Origin of the sequence: Streptomyces sp. NK15101 (genome assembly GCF_020400725.1) — a bacterium.
Taxonomy (GTDB): Bacteria; Actinomycetota; Actinomycetes; order Streptomycetales; family Streptomycetaceae; genus Streptomyces.
In genome coordinates, this window is the sequence record NZ_JAINVG010000046.1 from 1 (window position 1) to 11,799 (window position 11,799).

Here is an 11,799-nt window from a genome sequence, read left to right on the forward strand (position 1 = left end):
AGCGGCTGGGCGCCCGCCTCGCCGCCGGGTCCCCGGGGGAGCGCCGCGACCGCGGCGACCGCTGGGCCGCCGCCCCCGGCGCCGCCGCCCTGCTCGCCGCCCGCCGCACCCAGCCCGGAGACCTGCGCCCCCTCACCCGTACCGTCGAGGAGCTCGCCGCCGCCGAAGATCCGGCGACCCGCAGCAGGCTCTACGGCCGCTTCCACGTCGAACTCGCCGCCGCCGCCCAGTCCGCCCGCCTCACCCGCGAGGAGATCGCCCTCCAGACGGACCTGGGCGCGCTCCTCTGTCTCGTCCTCGACGACCCCGCCCACATCGGCAATGTGTCGGATCGTCACCGCGCCGTGATCTCAGCCGTGCAGGATGAGGCCGACGAGCGGGCCAGAACGCTCGCCGAGACGTGCGTACGGGAGTCAGTGGGGCGGCTGATCGCGCTGCGCCTCGGCACCCCCGGCCGCGCAACCGAGCCTCGTCCCGAGGAGGACACGCATGGGCAGGAGCACCGGGCTCGCGGGCCCCGCGGGGGCCGTCGCTGACACGGACCCGGTCGGCGCGGTCGTCGGCCGCGTCCGGGACACCCTCGAAGGGGTCTTCACCGCCGTCGCCGAGACCGGAGCCGACACGGGCGCGCTGCTCGCCGGGGCGACCGGACCGGACCGCGCGCCCGTCGCCGCCGACCTGGCCGGCCTGCGCCCCGGACTGCGCGCCCGGCTCGCCTCCCATCCGCTGGTCTCGGGCGTCGGCTTCGTCGCCGCTCCAGGCCTCCTCACCGACGCACCGGGCTGGCTGGAGTGGTGGCAGCGCGGCCCCGACGGAACCGTCCGGCCGCTCCTCCTCGACCTCGACCCCGAGCACTCCGCCTACTCCGACTACACCCACTGGGACTGGTACACCCTGCCCCGCGAGACCGGGCGCCGGGCCGTCGCCGGCCCGTACGTGGACTACCTGTGCTCCGACGAGTACAGCCTCACGCTCTCCGCGCCGGTCGCCCTCGACGGCCGGTTCGTGGGCGTGGCCGCCGCCGACGTCTACCTGCGGCACTTCGAAGCGGCCGTGCTCCCCGTGCTCCAGCGGCTGCCCGCACCGGCCCGGCTCGTCAACGCGCGGGGCCGGGTCGCCGCCTCCACCGATCCGGCCCACCTCGCCGGTTCCCTCACCAAGGGCCCCGACTTCGCCGCCGTCCTCGCGGGCCCGCCGGCCGAACACCGCGCCGACGGCCTGCGCCTGCGGCCCTGCGGGGGCACGCCGCTCGTCCTGGTGACGGCGGACGACTGAACCGCCGAGGCCCGGGCGCCCCCCCCTCCGCGGGGAGCGACCTGACATAGCCCAGGGGCTGCCGAAACCGTTCATCACGAAGGCTCCGTCTGCCGGTGCGGGGCCGTTCGGCCTTCTCACGTCCCGAACCGGCAAGGAACGCACCCGTGTTCACCGCGATCTTCCAACAGCACTACGCCTACCTGGCCGGCTGCGCACTCGTCGCCCTCGCCCTCGCGGCGGCGGCGTGGTGGACGGCCCACCGGCTGGGCAGCCCCCATGGCGGATGGTGGGCGGGGCTCGCCGCCACCCTCACCGCCATGCTCGGCGTCACCTTCATGGGGAGCGGTGATGCCGGCGGCGAATGCGTCGTCAACCACGACCTCCTCGAACCGTTCCACACCACTCAGGGCCTGTGGAACCTCGCGATGACGGTGCCGCTCGGACTCTTCGCCGTGCTCGCGTCGCGCCGCCCCCTCCCCGCACTCGTCGGTGTCGTCTCGCTGCCCCTCGCCGTCGAGTTCACCCAGGGGACCGTGGACGGACTGGGGCGTCTGTGCGACAGCGCGGACGCCGAGATGAACGTCCTGGGAGGCATCGCGGGCGCTGCCCTCGCCCTCGTGGCACTCACCACGCCGGGGCGGGTCGACTGGCTCGCCGGCGCCAAGGCGGCACTGTTCGCGTCCGCGGCCCTCCTGCTGATCGGAGTGGGGGTGGCGCGTCCGGCGGTGACCTTCACCCATGTGGACGGTACGGGCCTCTCGACCGCCGACACAGACCAGGGCGAGGCGGTGGAGAAGGCGCTGGGGGATGCGTTCGGCGACCGGTACGTCCTGGGGAAGACGTACGACCAGCCGTGCGCGGACGTGCCCTGCACGAATGTCGTGTTCGGTCTCTTCCGCCGTGACGAGGCGCATCCGGAGGGGTACGGCAACGGGACGCTGTCCTGGCCGGACGGGGAACGCCCGAACATCTCGTTCGAGGACGGCGACCGCCCCACCGTCATGGGGTTCCCGGTTCCCGGTGCCGAGGCGCCCTCCACCGGGAAGGAGGCGTACGAGACGGCTCGGGCGTACATGCGGGCGCACCATCCCTGGGCGCGGGAGGCCGGGGCCCACGAGACGTACCCCATGGGGAAGGAGGCGGAGTTCGGGTGGACGACCCGCTGGACCTGGACGCAGGACGGCGTCCTGATGCCCCGGTCGCTGGACGTGGAGGTCGACCGGCAGGGCCGCGTCTCCCAGCTCGACGTGACGCGCGGGCCCGCGCGCCTGGACCTCGAGAAGGCGAAGCTGAGCGCGGAGCAGGCGGAGCGAGCCGTGTGGGAGGACTTCGTCGCACGGTCCGAGGGGAGGGGAGTCCCGGACGACGTCCGGTTCGAGGCGTTCGCGCTCAAGGCCGTGGAAAGGGGCGGCACCTGGCGTCCGGAGTGGCTGGTGAACCTCACGGCGGGCGCGGGGGAGCGGACGGCGTCCCCGCCGGACCCGGCCACGACGGACGTGCGGTGGGTGGACTCCCTGTCGGGAGACGTCCACAACAGCGCCTTCGGTACGGGCCGGTGACGTCGCGCCTCCAGCTGCTCACACACGCGCCAGGAGGTCGTCGAGCGGCGCCGGCGCCCGGCCGGCGTCCAGGGCCTCCACCAGGAGGGCGCCGTAGCGGATCTTCCGGCCCTTCTTCGTGCCGAGGAAGCGCCGCAGCTGCTGGTGCCGGGGCCGGCCGTGCTGGGCGGGCTGGCTCAGGAAGGTCTGCCAGGGGCGGAGGTCGCCCTCCGCCCGGATGATCTCCTCGACCCTCGCCGGGCCCAGCGCGCGGATGAGTTCGTCCTCCAGGTCCGCCACGCAGACGAAGAAGTCCTCGCGCGGCGCGCCGGCCCGCGTCAGACCGCGCTCGTAGAAGCCCCGCTCACGCTCGTCGCACAGGCCCGTCAGACGCAGGTCGAGACCGGGCGGGCCGAGCAGTTCTGCGTAACGGGCGATGCTCATCGCCCCGCCCATGGACACCACGCACACGCCTTCCGCGGCGAGGTCCCGCCCGCGCCGCGCGGCCAGCGTCTCGACGGCCGCGAAGTCGCTCGGGCCCTCCAGGAGCACCGCGGTGCGCAGTCCCAGACCCACGGCCAGGTCCCGCGCCGTGTCTCCGCCGGAATCGCCGACCGCCCAGCGGCCCACCTCGTCCCGGAACGCCCTCGTGTCCGCCAACGCCCTCGTGTCTGCCATGGGGCGAGTCTGCACGTCCACGGTCCGGCAGCGCAGCGAATATCCGCCGACCGGGACCGGTGCCTCAGTCGTTCACGGCCGTCAGCAGCACCACCGCGTCCTCCAGCGCCGTCAGCCCGTGCCGTTCCTTGGGGAGCATCCGCAGCGTGCCGGCGCGCAGCTCCTCCGCCCGCCCGGCCGCCGTCAGGCTCACCCGGCCCCGCAGCACCTGGATGCTCGCCGCCGGCGGCGCGTTGTGCTCGTCCAGGGAAGTGCCCGAGGTCAGGGCGATGACGGTCTGCCGCAGCACTCCGTCGTGCATCACCAGATGGGCGCTGCGTCCGTGCGGCGCCGTACGGGCCGCGGACAGGTGCTCGTCGGCGAGGGCGGTGAGGTCCAGCATCATGACTCTCCCTGCGGGGTGCGCGGGCGGATACCCCCAGCCTCCCGTGTGGCGTCCCGGACGCAACTCGGGACCGCCGGTCGCGCGGAGACCACCACCAGGCCGCCGACGGCGACGCACGCCCCCGCGGCGAGGAGCGCGGCCGGCCAGCCGTGCGCCGAATACAGCCAGGACCCGGCGAGGGAGCCGACGGCCCCGCCGCCGAACGTGGCCAGCATGAAGACCGTGTTGACCCGCGCCGCCACCGCCCGGCCGATCCCGAAGATCCGCGCCTGGTTGGCCACCTGACACGAGCTGACCCCCACCACCAGCAGATTCGCCCCGGCGACCAGGGCCACGGGGGAGTACGGGGCGAGGCCGGCCACCGCGAGGCCGAGCCCCGCGCACACCAGCCCCCCGGCGTTCACCGCCGAGGCCCCGTACCGGTCGGCCAGCGGCCCGGCCGCCGCCGAGAGCAGCGCCGCCGGCAGGGTCAGCACCCCGAAGAGGCCCGCGGCCCCCGGCCCGTACCCGAGCGGCGGGGCCGCCAGGTGGAAGGCGAGCACGGACCAGAAGACGCTGAACGCCGCGAAGACGCACGCCCCCAGCAGCGCCGAGGTCCGCAGCTCCCGGTGGACCGCCAGGAGCCGGGGAAGCCCGGCCAGGAGCCCGGCGTACGAGGTGCCTCCCCCCGGCCCCAGCCGCTCGGGCAGCCGGTGGGGGAGCACGAGGAGCAGCGCGGCCGTCGCCACGGCGGCCACCGCGTAGGCGCCCCGCCAGCTGCCGCTCGCGTCGGCCACGGCGCCCGAGACCGTCCGGGAGAGCGTCGAGCCCAGCGTCAGGCCCAGGCCCACCAGACCCACGACGCGGCCCTGCCGTCCGGGCCCGGCGAGCACCGCCGCCACCGGGGTGAGGATCTGCGGCAGCACCGTCGTGGTGGAGAGCGCGAGGGTCGCGAGCGTCAGGGTGACCACGTCGGGCGCCGCCGCCGCGACGAGCAGGGCGGTACTGGTCAGGGCGAGCAGCACCGAGGCGAGGCGGCGCAGCCGCGCGGAGTCGGCGAGCGGCACGAGCAGCAGGATGCCGAGCGCGTACCCGATCTGGGCGGCCGAGGCGATGAGACCCGCCGTCCGCTCCGACACGTCCAGGCCGCGCGCCACGGCGGCGAGCAACGGCTGCGGGAAGTAGATGTTGGCGACGGTGACCGCTCCGGCCACGGCGAGGAGCAGGACGTTCACGCGCGGGGCGGAGGCGGCGACGGGGGCGGGGGAGCGCAGGACCACGGAGGCTCTTCCGTACGGGGAGGGGGACGCCCCCAGGCTCCCGGTCGCCGCCCCGGCCGATCAAGGTGTCATCATGAAACCGGCGTTGAGCCACACTCAACGATCAGCGGACGTCAAGGAGCGGGCCGGTGCTCGAACGGTACGAACTGGAAGCGTTCCTCACGCTCGCCGAGGAACTCCACTTCGGGCGCACCGCCGAGCGCCTGGGCGTCTCCACCGGCCGGATCAGCCAGACCGTCAAGAAGCTGGAACGCCGCGTCGGCACCCCGCTCTTCGTCCGCACCAGCCGCAGCGTCCGGCTCACCCCCGTCGGCCACACCCTGTACGAGGACCTCCTGCCCGCCCACCGGCAGATGCGGGCCGCCCTCGAACGCGCCACCGCAGCCGGGCGCGGCGTCCACGGCAGGCTGAGCGCCGGCTTCGCCACCCCGTGGGGCGGCGAACTGCTCACGGCGGCCGCCGACGCCGTGCACGCGCTCCACCCCGACTGCGAGATCACCGTCCACGAGGTTCCCCTGGACGGTGGAGTCCACGCCCTCCAGGACGGGACGCTGGACGTCCAGTTCGCCGCCTTCCCCGTCCGCGAGCCGGACCTCACCACCGGCCCCGTCGTCGTCACCGACGAGCGGGTGCTCCTCCTGCCCGTCGGCCACCCGCTGGCCGGCCGCGCGTCCCTCGGCCCGGAGGACCTGGCGGGCCTCGACCTGATCGCCCCCGGCGGCGCCGTCCCCCGCTACTGGGTCGACCACCACTACCCCCGCAGCACCCCGTCCGGCGCGCCCGTCGGCCGGGGGCCGGCCGCCGCCACCTGGCAGGAGGTCCTCTCCCACGTGACCGCGGGCCGGGGCGCGTCCCCCGGCGCGGCCCGCGGCGCCCGGTACCACCCGCGCCCCGGCATCGCCTACGTGCCCCTGCGCGACTGCCCGCCCATGGAGTACGGACTGGTGTGGCCGACCGCCGCCGAGTCCGCCCTCCTCCGTGCCTTCGTCGCCGCCGTCACCGTGTGACAGGCCCGGGGAGCCGTGTCCCGGCCGGCTCCGGGGCCCCCGCCGCTTACCGTGAACCGGTGCGACGCGCCACCACCGACCAGGCCACCCTCGTGGCGTTCGCGGTCGCCGCGCTCCTCGCCGGGGGCAACGCGGTCGGCGTCCGCTTCAGCAACCGCGAGCTCGACCCGCTGTGGGGAGCCGCGCTGCGGTTCGGTGCCGCGTCGATCGTCCTGTTCGTCCTCATGGCGGTCCTGAGGCTCCCCTTCCCGCGCGGAAGGGCGCTGCGCGGCGCCGTCCTGTTCGGGGCGCTGAACTTCGGCGTCACGTCCGCCCTCGTGTACTACGCCCTCGTCCGCCTGCACGCCGGAATCGGCCAGACGATCCTCTCGCTCGTCCCGCTCGCCACCCTGCTGCTCGCGGTCTCCCAGGGCCTCGAACGGTTCCGGCCCGCCGCGGCCGTCGGAACGGTCCTGGCCGCCGCGGGGGTCGCCGTCGTCTCCGGGGCCACCCCGAGCGGGTCCGTCCCCGTCCTGTCCTTCCTGGCCCTGCTCGGCGGCATGCTGTCCTTCGCACAGGCCACGGTGCTCGTCCGCCGTCTCCCGCACGTGCACCCGGTGACGATGAACGCCGTCGGCATGGGCGTCGCGTCCGTCCTCCTCCTCGCCGGATCCCTCGCCGCCGGCGACACCCGGCGCCTGCCGGACCGGGCGGCGACCTGGTGGGCGCTCGCCTACCTCGTGGTCGCCGGCTCCGTCCTCACGTTCGTGCTGTTCCTCTTCGTCGTGCACCGCTGGAGCGCCTCACGGGCGGCGTACGTCTTCGTCGTCATCCCCGTCGTGACGATCGTCCTCTCGGCCCGGCTCGACGACGAACCCCTCACCGCCTCCCTGCTCATGGGTACCCCGCTGATCCTCGCCGGCGTCTACCTCGGCGCCCTCCGCAAGCCCCGCCCGCACGCGTGATCACGGGACCAGGGTCCCCGCCAGATGGTCGTACGCCACGTGCGCGTGGAGGCGGACGCCGGTGACGAGGGTGTCGTCGTCCGCGTAGAAGTGCGGGTTGTGGTTGGTGACGAGCCCGCGCCCGCCCTCCTCCGCAACCGGTCCGCCAAGGGCGTCCAGCGTGGCGTCCTGGACGCCGAGCATCACGTACAGGCCGCCGAACCGGCCGATGAGCTCGGAGACGTCGTCGTACCCGAGGGTCGCCCCCGTCTCCACCACGCGGTCCCCGCCGGCCACCCGGCGGAGGGTCGGCAACCCGGCCTCCACCCACGGCCCGCTGTTGTGCACGGGCGGCACGGACTGCAGGTACTCCACCGTGGCCGTCGCGCCGTACGCCGCCGCGGAGTGCTCGGCCAGCGTCGTCAGACGGCGCCGGACCTCCGCCATGTCGGACTCCACGGCGCAGCGGACCGTGCCCCACAGGGTCACCGTCTGACCGATGATGTTGAAGCGGCCCACGTCCTCGACGTGCCCGATCGTCACCGTCACCGGGTCGAAGGCCGAGACCTGCCGGTAGAGCTGGCCGATGCCGGTGAGGACCGCGCCGGCCGCCGGCATCGGGTCGATCCCCTCCCAGGGCGTGGAGCCGTGCACCTGCTTCCCGGTGACGACGACACGGACCAGGGTGGACGCGCCGTACTGGTTGCCGATCCTGTACCCCACGTACCCCTTCGGATACGGCGTCACGTGCATGCCGAAGGCCATCGTCGGCACCGGGTCGGCGAAGGCGCCCGCCTCGACCATCGCCAGCGCCCCGCCCCGCTCCGCCACCGGTGGCCCCTCCTCGGCGGGCTGGAACACGAAGAGGACCGTGCCGGGAAGCCGTTCGCGGACACCCGCGAGCACCGTCGCCGCACCCATCAGCATGGCCGTGTGGCAGTCGTGCCCACAGGCGTGCGAGACGGGGAACGGGCCGCCCGGATAGGCGGTGTCCACCACGTCGGAGGCGAAGTCCGCCCCGCACAGGTCCTTCACCGGCAGGGCGTCCGTGTCCGCCCGCAGCGCCACGACCCGCCCGCCGCCCGGCGCCGTCCCGCGCAGGACGCCCACGATCCCGTGCCCCGCGATGCCCGTACGGACCTCGTCGAGGCCCAGGGCGCGCAGGTGGTCCGCCACCAGGCGGGCCGTGTTCACCTCCCGGTTGGACAGCTCCGGATGCCGGTGCAGGTGGTGCCGCCAGGCCACCACCTGATCGGCCGTCTTCGCCGCCCGCTCGTCCAGTTCGTCGTGGATCGCCTCGCTGCCCAACGGGGAACTCCCTCTCGTGCCGGCTGGCGCCGTGGCCGGGGAACCGTGCGCCACCAGCCTGCCACCGAGGACGCGTCGGGACGAGGCGGGCCGTGCGGCGTTCCGCCGTCCCCGGTGGCCGCACGAGAGGCGGAGGCGGTGTGCGCGGCACCGGTCAGGCCGGCGTGCCCACCGCTTCCGGGCCGCTCCGCGCGATGATGGCCGCCGTGTCCACGCCCGCCGGCAGCGTCCCGAACGCGAGGCCCCGGTCGCCGTCCAGGCGGGAGGCGCAGAACGCGTCCGCGACCGCCGGGTGGCCGTGCCGGACGAGCAGCGAACCCTGCAGGGCCAGGGCGAGGCGCTCGACGAGGCGCCGTGCCCCGTACGCCGCCGCGTCCGGGTCGCCGAGCCCCGCGAGGTCCTTGCGGAGGCCCGCCACCGCCGCGTCGAGACGCCGGTCCGCGCCCGCGCCCCGGTCGACCTCCGCGAAGTACGCCTCCACCGCCTCCGGCTGACGGGCCATCGCCCGCAGCACGTCGAGCGCGGCGACGTTCCCGGAGCCCTCCCAGATCGACGGCAGCGGCGACTCCCGGTAGAGCCTCGGCAGGCCCGAGTCCTCGACGTAGCCGTTGCCGCCGAGGCATTCGAGCGCCTCGGCCGCGTGCGCGGGGGCCCGCTTGCACACCCAGTACTTGGTGACCGCGAGACCGAGCCGGCGCAGCTGCTCCTCCTCGGCGTCACCGCGGGCCGCCCGGTCCACCGCCCCGGCCAGCCGCAGCGCCGCGACCGTCGCGGCCTCCGCCTCCACCGCCAGGTCCGCGAGGACGTTCCGCATCAGCGGCTGGTCCACCAGGCGCGCCCCGAACGCCTCGCGGTGCGTGGCGTGGTGCACGGCCTGCACGAGCCCGAGGCGCATGCCGGAGGCCGAGCTGATGGCGCAGTCGAGCCGCGTCATGTTGACCATCCGGATGATGGTGGCCACCCCGCGCCCCTCCTCGCCGACCAGCCGGCCGAGGGCGCCCTCGTACTCGATCTCCGAGGAGGCGTTGGACCGGTTGCCCAGCTTGTCCTTGAGGCGCTGGAGCCGGATCGCGTTGCGGCTGCCGTCGGGCAGCACCCGGGGCACCAGGAAGCAGGACAGTCCGCCGGGAGCCTGCGCCAGGGTGAGGAAGACGTCCGACATCGGCGCCGAGGTGAACCACTTGTGCCCGGTCAGCGCGTACTGCCCGGGCTCTCCCGTCGGCACGGCACGGGTCGTGTTCGCCCGGACGTCCGAGCCGCCCTGCTTCTCGGTCATCGACATCCCGGCGATGATCCCGCGCTTCTCCGTCGGAACCCGCAGCCCGAAGTCGTACGCGGAGGAGGTGAGCAGCGGCTCGTACACCTCGGCGAGCTCCGGCTGGACGCGCAGCGCGGGCACCGCCGCGTACGTCATGGAGACCGGGCACAGGTGCCCCGCGTCGGCCTGCCCCCACACGAACACCTTGGCGGCGCGCGCCACGTGCGCGCCCGGCCGCTCGTCGCGCCAGGGGGCGCCGTGCAGTCCGTGCCGCACGGCCGTGTCCATCAACTCGTGCCAGTACGGGTGGAACTCGACCTCGTCGATCCGGTGCCCGAACCGGTCGTGGGTGTGCAGGACGGGGGAGTGGCGCTCGGCGAGCCGCCCCCACTCCTGGGCCTCCTCGCCTCCCGCCTTCGCCCCGAGCTCACGGACCTCGGCCTCGGCCCAGCCCGCGCCCTCCCGGCGCAGCGCCTCCAGGAGCGCGGGGTCGGCGGAGACGTCGTGACCGGTCAGCGGCGGTACCTGGTTGGTGACCTCATGCGTGGTCGGCATCGGGAACTCCCAGTGCTCGCAGGGTGAACGTGACGAGGGCGGGTACGGTCCCGGGGCCGACGGACCCCTCCGCGAGCGGTCCGACGAGTGCCTCCGCTCCCGCTCCGACCAGCGCCGAGGCCGTCAGGACCGGGTCCTGGGGCGGCAGCTCGCCCGAGCGCACGCCCTCCTGGACGCGCTCGGCGAACACGTCCCGGAACGCGCGCCGGAAGACGAGCCGCTCCGCGTCCACGGCCGGGTCGACCGGTTCGGCGAGCAGCGCGTAGGCGAGGCGCGGCGATTTCAGGGCCCGTTGGGCGAAGGTCTCGATCACGGCGACCACCCGCTCGGCCGCCGAACCGTGCCCGGGGTGCCCGGCCGCCTCGGAGACGGCCGCCACTTCCCGGCTCACCACGGTCCTGAACAGCTCGACGGCGAGTTCGGCCTTGCTCGGGAAGTGGCGGTAGACGCTGCCGGTGGCGATGCCGGCGCGCGCGGCGACGGCGGCCATCGTGCAGCCCGCGTACCCCTGCTCGGCGAGCAGCCCGAGGGCCGCGTCGACGACCGACGCGCGCTGGGCGTCGAGCCGGGCCTGGACGGCGGGGGTGCGTCGGTAGGGCATGGAAGGAGTGAAGCAGTGATTCACTTCTTCATCAAGAGGGCGGGCGAGGACGTCACCGCGACGCGGAACTCCAGTCGTCGGCGGCCGGTCAGGTCGCGGGGCGGGCGCCGCCGGAGAGGAAGGAGTCCAGCTCCTGGCGGAGGCGGGCGAGTTCCTCGCGGAGCCGGAGGCGCACGTCGACGAGCCGGCTCCCGAACGCCGTGAGGGGGTCGGCCGGTTCGGAGACGGTGGCCACGGGACGCGTGTTTCCGGCCGGTGCGGGACGGTGCACGCCCCTTCCCGGGTGGGAAGGGGCATGCGCCGGGCAGTGGGCGTGCTCAGCCGGTGAAGACCTCGGTCAGCGACCAGACGGCGAGTCCCGCCATGCAGACGCCGCCGATCCGCTGCACGGTCCTGAGGGGAACGCGCTTGGCGATGAAGCGGCCGGCGATCAGGGCGAGGGCGGAGACCGTCGTCAGGGCGGCGAACGAACCGATCGCCGTCGACCAGGTGCCGTTGGTGGCGGCCAGGTTGGCGGTGGTGATCTGGGTCAGGTCGCCCCACTCGCTGATGAAGACGGCCGTGAACGCGGTCGAGAAGACGGGCCAGAAGCCGCTGACCGTCCGGCCGCCCTCGTCGGCGTCGTCGTCATCGCCCCCGCCGCGCAGCAGCATGAAGGCGCCGAAGCCGAACATCAGGGCCGAGACCAGTTTGACGGTCCAGCCCGGGAGCAGCCCGAGCAGGCTGCCGGCGCCCACCGCGATGGCGACGTGGGCCAGGAAGGCGGTGGAGGTGCCGATCCACACGTACAGCGGACGCATGCGCGTGCCCATGGCGAGGGACGCGAACATCGTCTTGTCGGGAAGCTCGGCGAGGAAGATCAGCCCGAAGGCGGTGAGGATCGCCAAGGGGTCGAGGTGCATACCGGGGCTCTCTGCTCGGTCCGGGCCCCATGGCTCCGCACGACACCTCGGTGGGCGACGGGAGGACCACTCGGCCCGGCATGACGGACCACGCCCACGGGAACGCGGACGCGGCTGTTGCCTGGCCG

General features: G+C 74.6%; 13 protein-coding genes. 5 read left to right on the forward strand and 8 right to left on the reverse strand.

Annotated features, from left to right (window positions below; translation table 11 throughout):
• The 3 genes from K7G60_RS23470 to K7G60_RS23480 form a co-directional block, all read left to right on the forward strand.
• Nucleotides 1–536 (forward strand): FCD domain-containing protein (locus K7G60_RS23470; RefSeq protein WP_225802907.1); only part of this gene is annotated, 536 nt, incomplete at its 5' end.
• A complete protein-coding gene (locus K7G60_RS23475; RefSeq protein ID WP_225802908.1) occupies nt 490–1,275 on the forward strand; it encodes a cache domain-containing protein in 786 nt (261 codons plus the stop codon). The genes K7G60_RS23470 and K7G60_RS23475, both read left to right, overlap by 47 nt.
• A gap of 146 nt (nt 1,276–1,421) precedes the next feature.
• Nucleotides 1,422–2,816, forward strand: a complete 1,395-nt coding sequence (locus K7G60_RS23480) for a VanZ family protein (protein WP_225802909.1) — start codon at nt 1,422–1,424, stop codon at nt 2,814–2,816.
• Between the two features lie 18 nt (nt 2,817–2,834).
• Here K7G60_RS23480 and K7G60_RS23485 read toward each other — a convergent pair whose 3' ends face one another.
• From K7G60_RS23485 to K7G60_RS23495, 3 genes are all read right to left on the reverse strand, one after another.
• Nucleotides 2,835–3,473 (reverse strand): TOPRIM nucleotidyl transferase/hydrolase domain-containing protein, encoded by a 639-nt coding sequence (locus K7G60_RS23485; RefSeq protein WP_225802910.1) that lies wholly within the window; start codon nt 3,471–3,473, stop codon nt 2,835–2,837.
• 64 nt (nt 3,474–3,537) lie between these two features.
• Nucleotides 3,538–3,855: a cupin gene (locus K7G60_RS23490; RefSeq protein ID WP_225802960.1), complete on the reverse strand. Its 318-nt coding sequence runs from the start codon at nt 3,853–3,855 to the stop codon at nt 3,538–3,540.
• Nucleotides 3,855–5,117, reverse strand: a complete 1,263-nt coding sequence (locus tag K7G60_RS23495; protein ID WP_225802911.1) for an MFS transporter — start codon at nt 5,115–5,117, stop codon at nt 3,855–3,857. The genes K7G60_RS23490 and K7G60_RS23495 overlap by 1 nt, the downstream gene beginning before the upstream one ends.
• A 128-nt stretch (nt 5,118–5,245) precedes the next feature.
• Between K7G60_RS23495 and K7G60_RS23500 the strand changes: the two genes are divergently transcribed.
• Nucleotides 5,246–6,124: a LysR family transcriptional regulator gene (locus tag K7G60_RS23500; protein ID WP_225802912.1), complete on the forward strand. Its 879-nt coding sequence runs from the start codon at nt 5,246–5,248 to the stop codon at nt 6,122–6,124.
• A gap of 59 nt (nt 6,125–6,183) precedes the next feature.
• Nucleotides 6,184–7,068, forward strand: a complete 885-nt coding sequence (locus K7G60_RS23505; RefSeq protein WP_225802913.1) for a DMT family transporter — start codon at nt 6,184–6,186, stop codon at nt 7,066–7,068.
• Here K7G60_RS23505 and K7G60_RS23510 read toward each other — a convergent pair whose 3' ends face one another.
• The 5 genes from K7G60_RS23510 to K7G60_RS23530 all read right to left on the reverse strand — a co-directional run bounded on the left by K7G60_RS23510 (nt 7,069) and on the right by K7G60_RS23530 (nt 11,671).
• Entirely contained in the window at nt 7,069–8,355 is a 1,287-nt protein-coding gene (locus K7G60_RS23510; protein ID WP_225802914.1) for a M20 family metallopeptidase, read from the reverse strand. It abuts the gene before it with no gap.
• Nucleotides 8,356–8,509: 154 nt separating this feature from the next.
• Nucleotides 8,510–10,168 carry an acyl-CoA dehydrogenase family protein gene (locus tag K7G60_RS23515; RefSeq protein ID WP_225802915.1) on the reverse strand — a complete coding sequence of 553 codons (1,659 nt, stop codon included), beginning with the start codon at nt 10,166–10,168 and terminating at the stop codon, nt 8,510–8,512.
• Entirely contained in the window at nt 10,152–10,769 is a 618-nt protein-coding gene (locus K7G60_RS23520) for a TetR/AcrR family transcriptional regulator (protein WP_225802916.1), read from the reverse strand. Before K7G60_RS23520 ends, K7G60_RS23515 begins: the two co-directional genes overlap by 17 nt.
• Before the next feature lie 88 nt (nt 10,770–10,857).
• Nucleotides 10,858–11,004: a hypothetical protein gene (locus K7G60_RS23525; protein WP_225802917.1), complete on the reverse strand. Its 147-nt coding sequence runs from the start codon at nt 11,002–11,004 to the stop codon at nt 10,858–10,860.
• Between the two features lie 82 nt (nt 11,005–11,086).
• The gene (locus tag K7G60_RS23530; protein ID WP_225802918.1) at nt 11,087–11,671 is read right to left on the reverse strand and encodes a TMEM165/GDT1 family protein; all 585 of its coding nucleotides are present in this window, start codon (nt 11,669–11,671) and stop codon (nt 11,087–11,089) included.
• Nucleotides 11,672–11,799 lie beyond the last annotated feature (128 nt).